This is a genomic window from Oceanobacillus sp. Castelsardo (assembly GCF_001659985.1).
Lineage (GTDB): Bacteria > Bacillota > Bacilli > Bacillales > Amphibacillaceae > Oceanobacillus.
The window spans coordinates 103,199-120,628 of the sequence record NZ_LYCS01000007.1; the positions used below are offsets into that span (position 1 = coordinate 103,199).

The window sequence follows — 17,430 nt, forward strand, 5'->3', positions numbered from 1 at the left end:
TGTATCTTTTTGTCTAAATTAGTTCTGTATTTGTGGATTTATTGCAGGTAATCAGATGGTCGGCTATAAGCGCAATGTCGTATTGTAACGCCAGCACTACATCTTGTATGTCGAATCTTGCCATGGTTTGAAGCTTTCACCTTATATTGTTCGTTTTTCTTCTGAATTACTTCTTAATACAATGGACATGGGGTAGTGGTGTTTCAAATTATGGTCAATATAATCTAAAATACTAGCCAACTGTCTTGCCATATCCATGACAAACGATAGTCTTGTATTCTGTAATACTGAATATTCCATAAAGCCACCAATATTAACAACAGCAGTAATATGCATGTCACCAACTTGAGGAAGGGTTTTATTTAATGCAGCTCCTGGCTTTAGCGGCCCTTTAGCAGCAATTAAATGTCCTATGGAACTATTTTTCCCTAAGCAGGCGTCAATCGCGATAATGTAGGGATTTTTATGTTTCTCCATAATCATTTCCATTGTTTCATGGAGATTAGTTGCATGAACCGGTTGATGTAATGTTCCATATACCGTCATATGTTTCGGTTTTAATTCTTTTAAGAAGGTTCCAGTTAGCGGCCCCAATGAATCGCCTGTCGAACGATCCGTGCCAATACATACTATGACATAATCACGAGGAATCTCTGGCATCCAAGACATGATTTTTTCACTCATTCTTATATTTAAGGACGGATCCGTATATAACATACGGAAATTTTCATTTAAATTACTAAATCGTCTTTTTAGACTCATAGCTTATCCTCCAAAATCATATTGGTATAGTATACGGAAATTTTTATTTTTCTATACATGGATTATTTAAATATTGGAGGATATTAAATGATAAAAGCAGGCATAAAGTGGATGTTTTTGATCATCGGAACAACAATTGGGGCGGGGTATGCGTCGGGAAGGGAACTTTGGCAGTTTTTTGGCCATGAAAGTGGACTAGCCATTCTTTTGTTTGCTATCTTTTTTACCATTTGCTGTGCGGTCATTATGTATGTTAGTTACCATCATGAGTCTACTCAATATTTACCAGTTTTAAAGGATATTGTCGGAATACGTTTAACAAAGTTCTATGATATTATGATCTTTTTCTATTTGTTTTCCGTCACTGTCGTGATGATTGCTGGAAGTGGGGCTACAGGACAAGCCTTTAACTTTTCCAAATGGTGGGGAATTGTCATCATGGTGATAGCTCTAATTTTATTATTTATAAAAAATATAAATGGTTTGCTTTCTATTAATCTATTCATCCTACCCATTTTATTAGGTGGTTTAGTTTTTATTTTAATGAAGTTTATCATGGATCAAGATTTGAACTTGTTCTCACATTGGCATGAGCAACGAAACTGGACAGCGGCCTTTCCGTTTACCGCACTAAATATTTTACCTTTAATAGCAGTACTTGGTGCGGTAGGGGATAAGGTGAAAACAAAAGGGGAAATTTATATTGCAAGCATCGGTAGTGGAGTGATATTAGGTGCCATCTCTTACATTTATAACAATAGTCTTATTCAAATTGCAGATGTGATTTTATTATATGAAATTCCATTGTTTGCCATACTGAAAGACTATCCGTTTGAAATTTTAGTGTTTATGTCTCTTATGCTTTGGTTTGCTATTTTAACAACTGCTGCGTCTGGTGTGTTAGGCATTGTGACACGTATACAAGAGTATTTTAACCAACCATTTTCTTTACTTGTTATCGTAACACTTTTACTTATGATTCCCCTTACAACTTTCGGATTCTCTCAATTAATCAGTGTCTTATATCCAATATATGGTATTTTAAATCTATATGTTTTAACACGATTGTTGTTATTCCCGTTATGGCATAGAAGGGATAAGCGAAATAAAATACGATAATAAATCGATGAGCATTTCCATTCGTTTTAAGTTATAATAAATATAATAGAAAAAAACCAGTAATAAGAAAAGTAAGGCTTCGTATGTCATGACGTAAGCCTTACTTCTATGTATTTAGCAGAATCACATTCATTGGCAGGTAAGAAATAATGTACGTGTATAAGTGAAACACAAGGCATTCACCAAACCCAATTAGCGAATGCCAAGTTTTCTAAGAAAAGGAGTGGCTCAATTGGTAGAAAAAGAATTCGGATTAAATGATGTAGTACAAATGAAGAAGCCTCATCCATGTGGAGAAAATAAATGGAAAATCATTCGTATGGGCATGGATATTCGAATTAAATGTTTAGGTTGTGGACATAGCGTGATGCTCCCAAGAAGAGAGTTTACGAAAAAAATGAAAAAAGTGCTAGAAAGAGCAGAAACAGAATAAGGAAGAGATTGTTTTAGATAGACGATAATCTTACTAAAATGATAAAATAGCATAGTATAAGAGTGAAAAATTATAAATCGTCAGGTAAATAAAGCAAAAATAGGTATAGGTATCATGCCTGTTTTTGCTTTTTGTTTATTTGTCTTTCTTCGTACTAATAATCTATAATTAGATTATCGAACGCGTTCTTAGAAAACTTGGCGTTCGCCGAGCCTTTGGGCGAATGCTTTAGTTGCACTTATGCAGATTTTTACGGTGGAGCGAGTAATGGGAGTCCCACCGTAAAAATCTGCGATATGAAAGAATCCTTAAGGAGTGGAATTTTAATGGCATTAACAGCAGGAATCGTGGGACTACCAAATGTGGGGAAATCGACATTATTTAATGCAATAACGCAAGCAGGGGCAGAAGCAGCAAACTATCCATTTGCTACTATTGATCCGAACGTAGGAATTGTAGAAGTTCCTGATGAGCGTTTAAATAAATTAACGGAATTGGTGAAACCAAAGAAAACCGTACCGACCACTTTTGAATTTACTGATATTGCAGGTATTGTAAAGGGTGCTAGTAAAGGAGAAGGACTAGGAAACCAATTTCTTTCACATATCCGTCAAGTGGATGCTATTTGCCAAGTTGTTCGTTGTTTTGAAGATGAAAATATTACCCATGTATCAGGTAAAGTAGATCCAATTGATGATATTGAAGTGATTAACTTAGAATTAATATTAGCGGATCTTGAAACGGTGAACAAACGTTATCAACGTGTTGAGAAGCTAGCAAAACAAAAAGATAAAGATGCTTTAGCAGAATTCGATGTTCTTGCTAAATTAAAAGTTGGTTTAGAAGAAGAAAAACCAGCTCGAGCATTAGAGTTTGGTGAAGAACAATGGAAAATTGTAAAAGGATTACATCTATTAACAAGTAAACCAATTCTTTACGTAGCAAATGTTAGCGAAGATGAGGTGGCAGATGCCGATTCTAATAAAAATGTACAATTAGTAAGAGATTATGCTGCTAAAGAAAATGCAGAGGTAATCGTCATTTGTGCAAGAATTGAAGAGGAAATTTCAGAATTAGAGCAAGAAGAAAAAGAAATGTTCCTTGAAGAATTAGGCATCAGTGAGTCTGGTTTGGATAAATTGATTAAAGCTTCCTATAGTCTATTAGGACTTGCAACATACTTTACTGCAGGTGAACAAGAAGTTCGTGCATGGACTTTTAGAAAAGGAATTAAAGCACCACAAGCAGCTGGAATTATTCATTCTGATTTTGAACGTGGGTTCATTCGTGCTGAAACTGTTTCTTATGAAGACCTTTTAGAAGCGGGTACTATGGGACATGCAAGAGAAAAAGGAAAAGTCCGCTTAGAAGGTAAGGAATATTTGGTTCAAGATGGGGATGTCATCCATTTCCGCTTTAATGTTTAATTTTAAATGCTTGAACTTCCCCTTAAGAATAATACGTAACATAAATTAGGATCTCTCGAATACTTGTCTTTTATAAAAAAGTTTGATATAATACATCATTGTGAGTAATTAGTCGAAAATTGCTCCTTGCCCTTTTTTGAACAAAGAGGGCCGCTAAGACCAAAAGGAGGTGTAACGGATGAGAAAATATGAAATCATGTACATCATCCGCCCAGACATGGAAGAGGAAGCTCAAAAAGGTTTAGTTGAGCGTTTCAACACTGTTTTAACTGACAATGGGGCGGAGATTGAAAAAGTTCAAGAAGTAGGTAAAAAACGCCTAGCTTATGAAATTGAAGACTATCGTGATGGATATTATGTCTTGATTAACTTTAGTGGTGACGAGAAATCAGTTAATGAATTCGATCGTTTAGCTAAATTTAGTGATGATATTATTCGTCATATGGCAGTTCGAGAAGATGATTAATAATAAGGAGTGGTTCTGATGTTAAATCGTGTCGTATTAGTAGGCAGATTAACGAGGGATCCTGATTTACGTTATACACCAACTGGGGTTGCTGTTGCTAACTTTACTGTAGCGGTGAATCGCCCTTTTACGAATCAACAAGGAAATCGTGAAGCTGACTTTATTAATTGTGTTGCATGGCGCCGACAAGCTGAGAATCTAGCTAACTATATGAAAAAAGGAAGTATGGTTGGGGTAGATGGCCGCGTACAAACACGTAGTTATGATGGTCAGGATGGTAAAACTGTATATGTAACAGAAATTTTAGCTGAAAGTATACAGTTCTTAGAATCAAAAGGTTCTTCCATGGGAGGACAAAGTGCACCAGGGTTTCAACAGAATCAGAATCAAAATCAGAACCAATTTCAGCCTAATCATAATCAGTTTCAACCAAACCAAAATCAACAAGAGGACCCATTCAGTAATAATGGGGAGCCGATTGATATATCAGATGATGATTTACCATTCTAAAGGATCGCATTTTAGAATGAATGAATTTAACGGAAGGAGTGTTCTACATGGCAGCTCGTCGTGGTCGTGCTAAGCGCCGTAAAGTTTGTTTCTTTACAGCTAACGGAATTACACACATCGATTATAAAGACGTTGACTTATTAAGACGTTTCATTTCTGAACGTGGAAAGATTCTTCCTCGTCGTGTAACTGGAACATCTGCAAAATACCAACGTAAATTAACAAGAGCAATCAAACGCGCTCGTCAAATGGCTTTATTACCATACGTTGCGGATTGATCAAAAAAACCTCTAATCAATAACATGATTAGAGGTTTTATTTCGTTTAGGAAACTTTGCCATAAGGAAGGCAGCAATCAACTTTAATTTCTCTTTCTTGGATAGTGTAATATCATTCTACATAAAAGAACGATTGAATAAATAAAGGCTATCAATAAATAACTGTCATTTACTGTGAAAAATATGGAAATAATGGTGTATAGAAGAAATGGGATAGTAATGGTAAATGCAGTAATTTTCCATAATAAGGAGTAATGAAGTTTTCTATTTACTATTTTTGAAACTATTTTTCCAACGTATGACGTAAGAAAGATTACCCCAAACACTATAATCGTTAGTGGGAGATAATAAAAAATAAAAAAATAGATTAGTGTAAAAACGATATTCATATCTGATCCAAAGCTATCTAAGTCGGTTAAATTGTGGATGAAAGATGGAATGGAAGTAATGAGTAATATAAATAATATATAAAAGATAGCAATGTCTAATCCCACCCGATTAAGTTGAAACATGGCCTTTTTATTTGGAAGCTTTATACTATTTAAAAATACATTCCAGAAATTCATGAAGTTCATTCCTATTCTATAAATTAATGATAGCTATATTATAGTAGATTTCTTCGTTAAAATCGTATATAACCTCTTTATTTACATGTAATATTTTCCTAACATAGTGATTATGCTATTTACAAAATGTAACATTTAAAGTAATAGGGTTTTTGCGTTATAATGGAATGTAGGATTTAAAAGAAGAATAAAAATGAAACGGTTATATTTCCCCTCTAATTAGACAACAAATTCAGTAGTGTATGTTATTATATATAGGACTATTGAATAGGCGAATTTCCCTTTATAGAAGATTATTTGAGGTGCTATAATGAATCAATCTAAAAAAATAACGGATGGAACATTAATGATAGCCATCTATATGGTGCTATTATTTATTACTATCTTTGTTCCGTTTTTATCGATGATAAGTGTATTTTTGTTGCCAGTTCCTTTTGTTCTTTATGCAGCAAAATATAACTGGAAACCGTCCTTATTAATTTGGGTATTGGCTATTATATTTACTGTATTGTTTACATCTGTTTTCACTTTAGCAGTACCTATCGTGATGGGGATCGGCGGAATTATAATTGGTAGTGCAATCTATCGAAACTTATCCGCATATGAAACATTAGCAAGAGGTGCATTCGGCTTTGTAATTGGATTGTTATTACTTTTTGTAGCGATTCAAGTCCTTTTCCAAGTTAACTTCATGGCGGAATTACGTACCATGGTTTCTGAATCTGTAGAAATGAGCACGGCCATTCTTGAAAGTGTAGGGATACAAGGCCAAACAGAACAGTTTCAGGAATTAATGGAAATGCAAATACAGTACTTTGTCGTTATTCTACCAGTGCTTCTAATCGCAACGGCATTCCTGTTAGCTTTCATTAGCCAATGGATTAGTTATAAGCTGATAAATAGAATAGAGAAGGAGGATTTGTATTTCCCTCCATTTCGTACGTTGCGTTTTCCTACAAGCATACTTGGGCTGTATTTGATTGTAATTATTTTTTCCCTTTTCGAACTAGACACATCCGGTATTGTATATTTAATCATCCAAAATGCGAATGTGGTACTTAGTTTCTTATTAGCGATACAAGGTTTTTCCTTTATTTTTTATTACACACATCATAAGAAATTACCAAAATTTATACCAATTTTGAGTGTTATACTTACGGTGTTACTTCCTATCATATTTTTAACTATCGTACGAATTATAGGTATATTTGATATTGGTTTTAATATGAGGGAACGCTTGATGAGGAAAAAATAAAAGACAGGTGCTTTAAAGTGCGTGTTCAAAAAGAAGGATAAAAAGGACCAAGGTCGGCTAAATCCGCTATCGCCAACTAGAAACGTCGAAGTGTCATTTTTACCGGATTTTTTGAACAACCCCTTATAGGAGTTGAAATTTATGCCGAATATCCAAAAGAAACCTACACTTAGCAAGCATTTATGGGTAATCTATACGTTATCCGTAATACTGCTCGTATTGATTTGGTATTACGAGTGGGTGTTAGGTGTTTTTATGACCATATTACTCATAGCTTCCCTATACTATTCCATTCGGACGGAAAAAACGATGATAGATAAAACGGAAGCGTATATTTCAACGATTTCCCATCGGGTCAAGAAGGTAGGGGAAGAGGCACTTCTTGAAATGCCTTTTGGAATTATACTATTTAACGACGAGTACGATATTGAATGGTCTAATCCATATATGAATAAATTAAGTGAGAAAGACTCTATCGTAGGAGAATCGTTGAATATCATTTCTGAACAATTAATCCCTATGATAAAAGAGGATAAAGAAGAAATTTTGGTAGAGTTAAATGAATTAAAGTTTCTCACTATCATACGTAAAGAAGAAAAGTTATTATACTTTTTTGATCGAACGACGCAGGTGGAATTAAAAGCTAAATATGAAAATGATCAAACGATTTTAGCTGTTATCTTTTTAGATAATTACGAGGAAATCACTCAGAACATGGATGATACGGCTAAAAGCCAGTTGAACTCTGAAGTAACATCGGTATTAAATAATTGGGCTAATGAATATGGTCTTTATTTAAAACGTACATCACAGGAACGTTTTTTAGCAGTTGGAACGAAAGAAATATTACAACAGTTAGAAAAGGTTAAATTTGATATTTTAGATGTCGTTCGTGAGCTAATAGGGGAACAGAATAATCCTGTTACCTTAAGCATAGGTGTAGGGACAGGTAATCTTCCTTTACCTGAATTAGGTAAGTTAGCACAATCTTGCTTAGACCTTGCTTTAGGTCGTGGTGGTGACCAAGTTGCCATTAAAGATGAGTCTGGGAAAGTTCGTTTTTATGGCGGAAAAACAAATCCAATGGAAAAGCGGACACGAGTTAGGGCTAGAGTTATTTCCCATGCATTAACGGAGCTTGTAAAAACGAGTGATAATGTTATTATTATGGGCCATAAATCTCCGGATATGGATTCATTAGGTTCTGCAATCGGCATTTTAAATATTGCTAAAGCGAACGATGCAAAAGGTTATATCATATTCGATCCAAATGATGTAGATACTGGAGTTCATCGTTTAATAGATGCCTTAAAAGACGATGAAGAACTGTGGCAACATTTTATAGAGCCATTTGAGGCAGAGGAGATTATAACAAGCCAAAGTCTTATTGTTGTGGTAGATACGCATAAGCCATCTATGGTAGCTGATGCCAGTCTTTTAAATAAAACGGACAATACTGTGGTGATTGATCATCACCGAAGAGGAGAAGACTTTATCGGAAATCCGACATTAGTTTATATGGAGCCTTATGCCTCTTCTACTGCCGAGTTAGTTACGGAGTTATTAGAATATCAACCAAAGAGTTTGAAATTAAAAATGGTGGAAGCGACAGCCCTATTAGCTGGAATTATTGTTGATACGAAGAGCTTTACATTAAGAACAGGATCACGAACATTTGATGCAGCATCTTATTTACGATCAAGAGGAGCTGATACTGTCCTCGTCCAACAATTTATGAAAGAAGACATTGATTTATATGTAAGACGTGCTAAGTTAATTGAACGTGCCGAGATTTTCAACGATAATATAGCTATAGCAAAAGCAGAGTCAGGGGAAGTATATGGCCCTGTGTTAATCGCACAAACTGCTGATACTTTACTTACGATGACAGGCATTACTGCTTCCTTTGTCATATCAGAACGGGATGACGGTAGAATAGGAATAAGTGCCAGGTCATTAGGGAAAGTGAATGTACAAGTTATTATGGAAAAAATGAATGGTGGCGGTCATTTAACGAATGCGGCAACTCAGATAGAAGATACAACAATAGATGATGCTACCGAGTTTTTAAAAGATATTATAATGGAATATTTAGAGGGGAGAGAATCAAAATGAGAGTAATATTTCTTAAAGATGTTAAAGGAAAAGGTAAAAAAGGGGACGTAAAAAATGTTTCAGACGGTTATGCACGTAATTTCCTATTAAAAAATAACCTAGCTGAAGAAGCAACTTCCGGTAATTTAAAAGCATTAGAAGCGAAAAAGAAAAAGGATGCTGCACTAGAACAACAGGAGAAAGATGATGCAGTGGAATTAAAAGAGAAAATCGAGAATTTAACAGTAGAAATTAAGGCTAAATCAGGTGAAGGTGGTAGATTATTTGGTTCTATCACAAGTAAACAAATTGCAGATGTTTTAAATAAAAATTATGGATATCAAATCGATAAAAGGAAAATTGAGTTAAACCAACCAATCCGCTCTTTAGGATACACGAATGTTCCAGTAAAATTACATCAAGAAGTATCTGGAACGATTAAAGTGCACGTTGCAGAACAATAAAATGAAAAAAGGGAAATCGGCGTATTGCCGATTTCTTCTGTTCTTGAAACACATTACCTTCCATATCATTGCATCTAATCAACCTTCAACTAAAAGATAACTTTCTAAGAAGAACTAAAGGGAGAGAATAAGTAAACTATGAGCCAAACATGGAATGAACGTACACCGCCTCATAATATGGAGGCTGAACAATCCGTTATCGGTGCTGTCTTTCTAGAACCTGAAGCCTTCTCTACAGCTTCAGAAAAATTAGTTCCCGAAGACTTTTATCGTGCAGCACACCAAAGAATTTTCGCAGCAATGATGACACTTGCAGATCGTGGAGAACCAATAGATGTCATTACGGTTACGTCTTATTTACATGATGCTAAGCAACTAGATGAAGTTGGTGGAGTAGTTTATCTTACACAACTAGCTGAAAGTGTACCAACTGCGGCTAATATAGAATTTTATTGCAAAATTGTAGAAGAAAAGTCTCTTTTAAGACGTCTCATTCGAACAGCAACTGATATTGTGACTTCCAGTTTTGAAAAAGAAGATGATGTAGCAGATGTTTTGAATGATGCGGAAAAAGGAATATTAGAGGTTTCCAGCCGAAAAAACTCTGGTGCATTTAAATCTATTAAAGATGTATTAATAGATGTTTATGATAATATTGAGAAATTACATCAGCAAAATGGGGATGTAACAGGTATACCAACTGGCTTTAGGGATTTGGATAAAATTACTTCAGGTTTCCAACGAAATGATCTTATCATTATTGCAGCACGTCCATCAGTAGGTAAAACAGCATTTGCTCTGAATGTAGCGCAAAGTGTTGCCGTGAATACGGATGAAAATGTCGCGATATTTAGTCTGGAAATGGGTGCTGATCAATTGGTTCAACGTATGCTTTGTGCGGAGGGAAATATTGATGCCCAACGATTACGTAATGGACATTTAGAGTCAGAAGACTGGATTAAATTAACGATGGCTATGGGGTCTTTGTCTAATGCAGGAATTTATATTGATGATTCCCCTGGTATACGGGTAAGTGAAATCCGTTCTAAATGTCGTCGTTTGAAACAAGAACATGGTCTAGGTATGATATTGATAGATTACCTGCAATTAATTCAGGGAAGCGGAAAATCAGGAGAAAACCGTCAACAAGAAGTTTCTGAGATTTCGAGATCCCTAAAAGGATTAGCGCGTGAATTAAATGTGCCACTAATCGCATTATCACAGTTATCTCGTGGAGTAGAATCACGTACAGATAAACGACCGATGATGTCTGACTTACGTGAATCAGGAAGTATTGAGCAGGATGCGGATATTGTTGGATTCTTATATCGTGATGATTACTACGATAAGGAATCCGAAAAGCAAAATATCATTGAAATCATACTTGCGAAACAACGTAACGGCCCGGTCGGTACCGTTGAGCTTGCTTTTGTGAAAGAGTACAATAAATTCGTAGACTTAGATCATCGATATAATACAAGTGATATCCCACCTGTAGCAATGTCCTAAATCAAAAGCGGGCGCTAGAGCTAGACGTGGCCATTCCTACGACAAGATTTAATAAGTTAAGTGTTTATACTCTTTTACCGAATAACATAAAACAGCCTGAGTGATAGGCTGTTTTTTATGTTAATCCTTTTGTCATAATAGGATATAAACTACCATTTATAGCAAATGTGGCTCTACCTGTTTCTTCAGATACAACAAGTACTAGTGCGTCCGTTAATTCTGTAATTCCGATTGCGGCACGATGTCTCGTTCCAACTTTTAAATGGACTTCTTGTGTTGACACAGGAAGAACATTCCCTGCTGAGACAATCCGATCGCTACAGATCAACACCGCCCCATCATGCAAGGGATTCCCCGTATAAAAGATAGACTCTAGTAAAGGGGAAGATAACTGGGCTTGAACGTTAATTCCAGAATGAACAAAGGAATCTAAGGGATCATGGCGTTCGATGACAATAAGTGCTCCATGGTTTCGCTCAGATAGATGTTGAATGGCGGTAGATAATACTTTAAATTGATCGGTAAAGGAAGCGAGAAAACTCCGTAAATAAAAAGATGCTGCATTTACTTGAACATCGTGAAAGAGTTGATGAATCTCTTCAAAATCATTTAGGATATCTGTTTCCGTAATGTCGGTATGTTCGAGTACATCATGGATTTGGTTAGATAAAATTTCTAGATTCCCTCTTAATTGTGTAATAAGAGGAATTGGCAAATTTGCATTGGACATTTAGGTAACACCTCATATATTTATATAGTATATATTTTTTGCTATAAGATAATTATTATACAAAGTTACAAAGAAACGTATTTAATTTGGGGAAAATAGCCCAAGTAAAGACATATTGTTCAATTTACGATAAAATAGAGTAAGCAATTGTAAAAGGAAGTGAGAGAATGGCTCAGAAAATTTTAGTAGTTGATGATGAACAACCAATTGCAGATATATTACAATTCAACCTAGAAAAAGAAGGATATCAGGTTATTTGTGCATACGATGGGGATGAAGCCACCAAATTAGCAGAAAGTGAAAAGCCTGATTTAATTTTATTAGATATTATGCTTCCAAATAAAGATGGAAATGAAGTATTACGTGAAGTTAGAAAAACACAAACGATGCCAATCATTATGTTAACGGCGAAGGATTCCGAAATTGATAAAGTATTAGGATTAGAACTCGGAGCGGATGACTATGTGACAAAGCCTTTTAGTAATCGTGAATTAATTGCCCGAGTAAAGGCGAATTTACGAAGACAGCAAGTTCCCGATGTTGAACCGGAAAAGGAATCTAGCGATATAGAAATTGGTAATTTAACGATACATCCAGATGCTTATGTCGTATCTCGAGATGGAGTTCAAATAGAACTTACTCACCGAGAATTCGAATTACTACATTATTTAGCCCGTCATATTGGCCAAGTCATGACTCGTGAACATTTACTTGAAACGGTATGGGGCTATGATTACTTTGGTGATGTTCGTACAGTGGATGTAACCGTTAGGAGACTACGTGAGAAAATAGAGGAGAATCCAAGTAACCCGACTTGGATTATTACCCGACGAGGTGTTGGGTATTATTTACGTAATCCTGAACAGGAGTAATGTTTCATGAATAAAGTTGGTTTTTTCCGTTCCATACAATTAAAATTCATTATTATATACATCTTATTACTAGTATTAGCGATGCAAGTAATAGGTACCTTTTTTATGAAAAAGTTAGAAGATGAGCTCTTAATGAACTATACCGAATCGATTAGTGAACGTATGGACTTGCTAAGTTATAATCTAGAACAAGCTTTTAATAAGGAAAGAACAGAAGACGGGGAAGGACTAACATTACACGAAGAAGTTCAGCAAATAATAGAGGAGATCAGTGTTGATACGGCATTAACAAGTATTCAGGTAATTAATAATCAAGGCCGTATTATTGGAACAAACGATCCTAATTATCAGAAGGATATAGGTAAGAAGACGAGTCAAGATATTATTGATAATGCATTATTCTTTAATTCCTTTAAAGACGATATTATGTTGGATGAGGAATCACAAGAACGTGTATATGTGCAAGCATTACCCTTATATGACAAAGAAGGTACAGTTATTGGTATTATTTACGCAAAAGCACCAATACAAACTGTTTATGACCAATTAAATGAAATCAATGACATCTTCATCCAAGGTTCTATCTTAGCTATAAGTGTTTCTGCCTTTTTAGGTGTTTTAGTAGCTAGAACGATTACGAAACCAATTATGGAAATGCGCAGACAAGCACAAACAATGGCTAAGGGAGATTTTACACAAAAAGTAAATATATATGGGAAAGACGAGATTGGCCAGTTAGCAGAGACTTTTAATGATTTAAATAGTAGATTAAAACACTCCTATGCCACTATCGAAGAAGAACGGCGGAGGCTAAGTTCGGTCCTGTCGAACATGTCAGATGGAGTTATTTCAATTGATAAATCTGGAATCATTACGCTGACAAATGAGTCTGCCGGAAGATTGATTGGCGTAAATCCAGATGATATTATCGGGGATTACTTTTTAGATGTTCTACAATTAGAAGATAAAATTGTGGATATAACGGAGCTCCAAGATAGTGGTTCCATTATTATCGATTTTAGTGAAGAGGATGAGCCTTTATTAATTCGAGCTAACTTTTCTACCGTAGTTGATGATGAGGATGAAATAACTGGGTTTATTGCTGTTTTAAGTGATGTGACAGAACAAGAAAAGGTGGAACAAGAACGGCGAGAATTTGTTTCCAATGTATCTCATGAATTACGAACACCTTTAACGACGATGAAGAGTTATATTGAGGCATTAACGGAAGGGGCTTGGCAAGATAAAGACATTGCCCCACGCTTCTTAAATGTTGCACAAAATGAGACAGACCGCATGATTAGAATGGTCAATGATTTATTGCAATTATCGAAGCTCGATCAAGATGAATATCCGATGCATAAGGAACGAACAGAATTTATAGGTTATTTTCATCACGTCGTAGATCGATTAGAAATGAATATCCCAGAACAACTGACGTTTATACGTGAACTACCTAAGGGACTCTTTTATGTTTGGATAGATAAAGATAAAATGACCCAAGTATTGGATAATATCATTTCTAATGCCATTAAATATTCTCCAGAGGGCGGAAAAATCCGTCTCAAAGTAGAACAGAAAAGACACCATCTGTTGATAAGTATAAAAGACGAAGGAATAGGAATAGCCTATGATAAATTAGACAAGATATTTGAACGTTTTTATCGTGCTGACAAGGCTAGGTCAAGAAAACTAGGTGGAACAGGTTTAGGATTAGCCATTACAAAAGAACTAATCGAGGCCCACCACGGTAAGATTTGGGCTAAAAGTAAAGAAGGTAAAGGGACGACGATTCTCTTTACACTTCCGCTGATGAATCAGAAGCGGAGGGGTGGAAGATGAAACTTGAAACGATAAAATCATTTATTTTAGTCTTTTTAATTGGAACTAGTTTATTACTTACGTTTGGAATGTGGAATTATCAGCCAAGTGTTCAATTATTAAGTGATGCGAAGCCTGAAGACTTTAGTCTAAATGGTACCGAAGAGTCTGTCCGTACACTTATTGAACCAAGACAAATTATTTTCCACCATTTCAATCAGCACTATGGATTCACAGTCCCAGTAGAACAAAGTAATTTCTTCAAGGAAATTCAACAATGGGTATTATTTAATTTTGAATTGAAAAAGGTAGAAGAAAATAATCACGAACATGATGTGGAGATTACTTTCCCTACCCCTTTACCAATGGAAATATTAGATAGTCTTTTTACATTTCAAGTAACCAATCTAGAATTACCAATATGGTCGTTTCAGAAAGTATATTTCACGTTGGATAAGGAATTACGCGTTATAAGAGTTGAGTTTCTTTCTATTGATGGAAGGGACAAGGCTGTTGCGGTTATCCAAGATGGAAAGAACTTTGAACAATTAGCATCCTATTTAGATAATCAAGACCTTACTAGATTCTCCGTATTTAAAAATGGAAATGGTGAGTCTCTCTATATTCCTGAAGGCCCTATACAATTAACGAGGCAAACTAAGGCGTTTAGTAAGATTAATGCGAATAATTTAGTTGATGTGTTATTTTCGGATCCTTCTATTGTAAGGCAATCGAATTATTCTAATATAGGGACTACGTATTTTACCGATAGTAGCCAAATGAGCGTTACGCAAGATGAAGCAAGAATAGAGTATATTAGCCCAGGTGCGATTAATGAAACGTTAGAACCCCTATTTGCGGAAGACTTATTAAATAAAAGCATTTCGGATATAAACTCGTATCAAGGATGGACAGAAACATTTAAATTAATGGATATGAACACAAATGAAAATGTCATTCGTTATCAAATGTTTTATAATGGCTATCCGGTATTTAGTCCTTTAAGCATCATGGAACAAAGATGGGGACAACGATTAATAGAGTATAATCGTCCGCTTTTCCGTAGCAATAACTCACTTAATGATAATGAAGTTACACTACCAACCAGTGATAAGGTCTTAGTTTATCTAGAGAAAAATTATAAACTTGAGGATATAAACGATATACAAGTTGGTTATCAATTAATTTATGACAAGGATAAAAATATTATTATTTATGAACCATGTTGGTTTATGCAGCAGCAATATAATAAAGAGTGGATTCCAATTCATCCTTAAAAGGTTGTTCAAAAAGTCCGGTAAAAATGACACATAATAAGAAAGGGGGACTAAGAGATGCAATGGGGCCATATAAAAACACTATTTATCCTTAGTTTCCTAATTCTTAACATCTATTTAGTTTTTCAATTTGTTCAGAAGCAGCAGGATGCAGATTTGGGGATTATATTTAGTCAGGAAACAACAATCGAAGACCAATTAGAAGCTGATAACATTAAGATTCCTAAATTGGATATGAATGTAAAAGAAGAAACCTATATTTTAACTTCAGAAAAGGTTTTTGACGAAAAGGAATTAGAAAAAATCCAAAATAAAGATGACCGACAAACAGTTGTTATTAATGGTAATTTTATTGTTTCGCAATTGGAAGAGCCAATACCGATTCCAAAGAATGCTTCCAATCAGGAAATATCTGATTTAGTGAAGGGTCAAATATTTTTCCCAGACGAATTCGTATATTGGGATTGGCATAAGGAATTAAATGTATTGATTTTCTTCCAGCAAATTGAAGGTCGTACGGTGTATTATAATGAGCATGGACCAGGGCTTTTGTTGGTTTATTTGAACGATAAAAATGAGATAACACATTATACGGAAACCTTACTAAATAAAACAGATGCCCAAGGTTCAGGTTCTAAGCCATTAATTCAGCCAATGCAAGCTATTGAAGCATTATATAATTCAAACGATTTACATCCGAATGAAGAAGTAACAAAAATAAAATTAGGATATTATTCAAGGTTAATTGAAGAGGGAGAGCAAGTATTTGCTCCAACATGGAATGTAACGGTAAATGGAGAGCGTAACTACTTTATTAATGCTATTGAGGGATTTATTTTTTCCAGCATTGATAAAACGTTTCTTGATACGATGATTGAAGATAACATCTTTAAGATTCATTCTTTAAATGATGAAGAAGAAAAGGAATTTGAACCCTTTTTAGACATGTTAAACAAGAAGCAACAGTTCAAAAATCGGAGTGAAATAGAAAAATGACTTTACGTTTTAGTGTGTTGGCATCTGGAAGTACAGGAAATGCCTTTTATATCGAATCAGAACAACAGAAGTTATTAGTCGATGCGGGCCTAAGCGGCAAGAAGCTTACGGAGTTATTTCAAAAAATCCAGGTAGATCCAAATGATCTATCTGGTATTTTAGTTACCCATGAGCATAGTGATCATATTAAAGGACTAGGGATTTTTGCACGTAAATATAATCTACCAATCTATGCAAATGAAAAAACGTGGAAAGCAATGGATAAGTCGATTGGGAAAATTTCAGTAGATCAAAGGTTTTTATTTCAAATGGAAGAGGTTAAGACCTTTGGAGATATGGATGTGGAATCATTTGGCGTATCCCATGACGCAGCGGAACCAATGTTTTATACGTTTCGCAGTAATGGCAAAAAGATAGCACTTGTAACGGATTTAGGTTATGTATCGGAGCGAATTAAGAAAACGGTAGAAGATGCAGATGCCTATATCTTTGAAGCGAATCATGATGTGGAGATGCTTCGAATGGGTAGATATCCTTGGAGTGTAAAACGCCGCATTTTAGGGGATTCTGGTCATGTTTCTAATGAAGATAGTGGACTAGCATTAGCAGATATCATAAGCAATCGTACAAAACGAATTTATTTAGCTCATTTAAGTTTAGATAACAATATGAAAGACTTAGCACGTATGTCCGTTGATCAAGTCCTTCAAGAACGTGGAATTAACATAGATTTACATGATACAGATCCCGAAGAACCAACATCATTATATGAAGTAAGTTAATTTTTCCCGTGTATTTTCCCAAAAAGTAGGAAAACTACTGTGTAGAAAATACTACTAATAAATGAGGGA

18 protein-coding genes are annotated in these 17,430 nt (G+C 35.1%); 15 read left to right on the forward strand and 3 right to left on the reverse strand.

Annotation, left to right across the window (positions count from 1 at the left end):
- Positions 1 to 141: 141 nt before the first annotated feature.
- On the reverse strand, positions 142 to 762 hold the full coding sequence (gene yyaC / locus A9178_RS12975) for a spore protease YyaC (protein WP_068675976.1): 621 nt from the start codon (positions 760 to 762) through the stop codon (positions 142 to 144).
- 87 nt (positions 763 to 849) lie between these two features.
- Here yyaC and A9178_RS12980 point away from each other — a divergent pair, with 87 nt between their 5' ends.
- The 6 genes from A9178_RS12980 (at position 850) to rpsR (ending at position 4,995) form a co-directional block, all read left to right on the forward strand.
- Complete coding sequence (locus A9178_RS12980) at positions 850 to 1,881, forward strand: YkvI family membrane protein (protein ID WP_068675978.1); 1,032 nt, start codon at positions 850 to 852, stop codon at positions 1,879 to 1,881.
- 232 nt (positions 1,882 to 2,113) lie between these two features.
- Complete coding sequence (locus A9178_RS12985) at positions 2,114 to 2,314, forward strand: DUF951 domain-containing protein (RefSeq protein WP_068675980.1); 201 nt, start codon at positions 2,114 to 2,116, stop codon at positions 2,312 to 2,314.
- 326 nt (positions 2,315 to 2,640) lie between these two features.
- Positions 2,641 to 3,741 carry a redox-regulated ATPase YchF gene (gene ychF, locus A9178_RS12990; RefSeq protein WP_068675982.1) on the forward strand — a complete coding sequence of 367 codons (1,101 nt, stop codon included), beginning with the start codon at positions 2,641 to 2,643 and terminating at the stop codon, positions 3,739 to 3,741.
- A 178-nt stretch (positions 3,742 to 3,919) separates the two neighbouring features.
- Complete coding sequence (gene rpsF, locus A9178_RS12995) at positions 3,920 to 4,207, forward strand: 30S ribosomal protein S6 (protein WP_068675984.1); 288 nt, start codon at positions 3,920 to 3,922, stop codon at positions 4,205 to 4,207.
- A gap of 18 nt (positions 4,208 to 4,225) precedes the next feature.
- Positions 4,226 to 4,717 carry a single-stranded DNA-binding protein gene (ssb, locus tag A9178_RS13000; protein WP_068675986.1) on the forward strand — a complete coding sequence of 164 codons (492 nt, stop codon included), beginning with the start codon at positions 4,226 to 4,228 and terminating at the stop codon, positions 4,715 to 4,717.
- Positions 4,718 to 4,764: 47 nt separating this feature from the next.
- Positions 4,765 to 4,995, forward strand: coding sequence for a 30S ribosomal protein S18 (gene rpsR / locus A9178_RS13005; RefSeq protein ID WP_068675988.1), 231 nt, complete (start codon positions 4,765 to 4,767; stop codon positions 4,993 to 4,995).
- An 83-nt stretch (positions 4,996 to 5,078) separates the two neighbouring features.
- Here rpsR and A9178_RS13010 read toward each other — a convergent pair whose 3' ends face one another.
- A complete protein-coding gene (locus A9178_RS13010) occupies positions 5,079 to 5,561 on the reverse strand; it encodes a DUF1189 family protein (protein ID WP_068675990.1) in 483 nt (160 codons plus the stop codon).
- Positions 5,562 to 5,871: 310 nt separating this feature from the next.
- On the opposite strand from A9178_RS13010, the gene A9178_RS13015 reads away from it, so the two are divergent.
- From A9178_RS13015 to dnaB, 4 genes are all read left to right on the forward strand, one after another.
- Positions 5,872 to 6,816, forward strand: a complete 945-nt coding sequence (locus A9178_RS13015; protein ID WP_068675992.1) for a YybS family protein — start codon at positions 5,872 to 5,874, stop codon at positions 6,814 to 6,816.
- Positions 6,817 to 6,957: 141 nt separating this feature from the next.
- Positions 6,958 to 8,931 (forward strand): DHH family phosphoesterase, encoded by a 1,974-nt coding sequence (locus A9178_RS13020; RefSeq protein WP_068675995.1) that lies wholly within the window; start codon positions 6,958 to 6,960, stop codon positions 8,929 to 8,931.
- Positions 8,928 to 9,374, forward strand: a complete 447-nt coding sequence (gene rplI / locus A9178_RS13025; RefSeq protein WP_068675997.1) for a 50S ribosomal protein L9 — start codon at positions 8,928 to 8,930, stop codon at positions 9,372 to 9,374. Before A9178_RS13020 ends, rplI begins: the two co-directional genes overlap by 4 nt.
- A gap of 138 nt (positions 9,375 to 9,512) precedes the next feature.
- A complete protein-coding gene (dnaB, locus tag A9178_RS13030) occupies positions 9,513 to 10,883 on the forward strand; it encodes a replicative DNA helicase (RefSeq protein ID WP_068675999.1) in 1,371 nt (456 codons plus the stop codon).
- A gap of 115 nt (positions 10,884 to 10,998) precedes the next feature.
- Here the strand turns inward: dnaB and cdaS are convergent, their stop codons facing one another.
- Positions 10,999 to 11,613, reverse strand: a complete 615-nt coding sequence (gene cdaS, locus A9178_RS13035) for a sporulation-specific diadenylate cyclase CdaS (RefSeq protein WP_068676001.1) — start codon at positions 11,611 to 11,613, stop codon at positions 10,999 to 11,001.
- Between the two features lie 167 nt (positions 11,614 to 11,780).
- On the opposite strand from cdaS, the gene yycF reads away from it, so the two are divergent.
- Genes yycF through A9178_RS13060 form a run of 5 tightly spaced genes read left to right on the forward strand, consistent with a single transcriptional unit; the run spans position 11,781 to position 17,361 of the window.
- Positions 11,781 to 12,485 carry a response regulator YycF gene (yycF, locus tag A9178_RS13040; RefSeq protein ID WP_068676003.1) on the forward strand — a complete coding sequence of 235 codons (705 nt, stop codon included), beginning with the start codon at positions 11,781 to 11,783 and terminating at the stop codon, positions 12,483 to 12,485.
- A 6-nt stretch (positions 12,486 to 12,491) separates the two neighbouring features.
- Positions 12,492 to 14,327 carry a cell wall metabolism sensor histidine kinase WalK gene (gene walK / locus A9178_RS13045; RefSeq protein WP_068676005.1) on the forward strand — a complete coding sequence of 612 codons (1,836 nt, stop codon included), beginning with the start codon at positions 12,492 to 12,494 and terminating at the stop codon, positions 14,325 to 14,327.
- Complete coding sequence (locus tag A9178_RS13050) at positions 14,324 to 15,583, forward strand: YycH family regulatory protein (protein WP_068676007.1); 1,260 nt, start codon at positions 14,324 to 14,326, stop codon at positions 15,581 to 15,583. The genes walK and A9178_RS13050 overlap by 4 nt, the downstream gene beginning before the upstream one ends.
- A 57-nt stretch (positions 15,584 to 15,640) precedes the next feature.
- Positions 15,641 to 16,579 (forward strand): two-component system regulatory protein YycI, encoded by a 939-nt coding sequence (locus A9178_RS13055; protein WP_068676009.1) that lies wholly within the window; start codon positions 15,641 to 15,643, stop codon positions 16,577 to 16,579.
- Positions 16,576 to 17,361: an MBL fold metallo-hydrolase gene (locus tag A9178_RS13060; protein ID WP_068676011.1), complete on the forward strand. Its 786-nt coding sequence runs from the start codon at positions 16,576 to 16,578 to the stop codon at positions 17,359 to 17,361. The genes A9178_RS13055 and A9178_RS13060 overlap by 4 nt, the downstream gene beginning before the upstream one ends.
- The last annotated feature ends 69 nt before the right edge of the window (positions 17,362 to 17,430 follow it).

Bases quoted from the DNA above. Each gene is read 5' to 3' on its own strand.
- A9178_RS13010 (WP_068675990.1), bottom strand. From the start codon at position 5,561: ATGAATTTCTGGAATGTATTTTTAAATAGTATAAAGCTTCCAAATAAA.
- dnaB (WP_068675999.1), top strand. From the start codon at position 9,513: ATGAGCCAAACATGGAATGAACGTACACCGCCTCATAATATGGAGGCT.
- rpsF (WP_068675984.1), top strand. From the start codon at position 3,920: ATGAGAAAATATGAAATCATGTACATCATCCGCCCAGACATGGAAGAG.
- A9178_RS13020 (WP_068675995.1), top strand. From the start codon at position 6,958: ATGCCGAATATCCAAAAGAAACCTACACTTAGCAAGCATTTATGGGTA.
- A9178_RS13055 (WP_068676009.1), top strand. From the start codon at position 15,641: ATGCAATGGGGCCATATAAAAACACTATTTATCCTTAGTTTCCTAATT.
- ychF (WP_068675982.1), top strand. From the start codon at position 2,641: ATGGCATTAACAGCAGGAATCGTGGGACTACCAAATGTGGGGAAATCG.
- A9178_RS13060 (WP_068676011.1), top strand. From the start codon at position 16,576: ATGACTTTACGTTTTAGTGTGTTGGCATCTGGAAGTACAGGAAATGCC.
- walK (WP_068676005.1), top strand. From the start codon at position 12,492: ATGAATAAAGTTGGTTTTTTCCGTTCCATACAATTAAAATTCATTATT.
- yycF (WP_068676003.1), top strand. From the start codon at position 11,781: ATGGCTCAGAAAATTTTAGTAGTTGATGATGAACAACCAATTGCAGAT.
- rpsR (WP_068675988.1), top strand. From the start codon at position 4,765: ATGGCAGCTCGTCGTGGTCGTGCTAAGCGCCGTAAAGTTTGTTTCTTT.
- A9178_RS13050 (WP_068676007.1), top strand. From the start codon at position 14,324: ATGAAACTTGAAACGATAAAATCATTTATTTTAGTCTTTTTAATTGGA.
- cdaS (WP_068676001.1), bottom strand. From the start codon at position 11,613: ATGTCCAATGCAAATTTGCCAATTCCTCTTATTACACAATTAAGAGGG.
- yyaC (WP_068675976.1), bottom strand. From the start codon at position 762: ATGAGTCTAAAAAGACGATTTAGTAATTTAAATGAAAATTTCCGTATG.
- A9178_RS12980 (WP_068675978.1), top strand. From the start codon at position 850: ATGATAAAAGCAGGCATAAAGTGGATGTTTTTGATCATCGGAACAACA.
- rplI (WP_068675997.1), top strand. From the start codon at position 8,928: ATGAGAGTAATATTTCTTAAAGATGTTAAAGGAAAAGGTAAAAAAGGG.
- ssb (WP_068675986.1), top strand. From the start codon at position 4,226: ATGTTAAATCGTGTCGTATTAGTAGGCAGATTAACGAGGGATCCTGAT.
- A9178_RS13015 (WP_068675992.1), top strand. From the start codon at position 5,872: ATGAATCAATCTAAAAAAATAACGGATGGAACATTAATGATAGCCATC.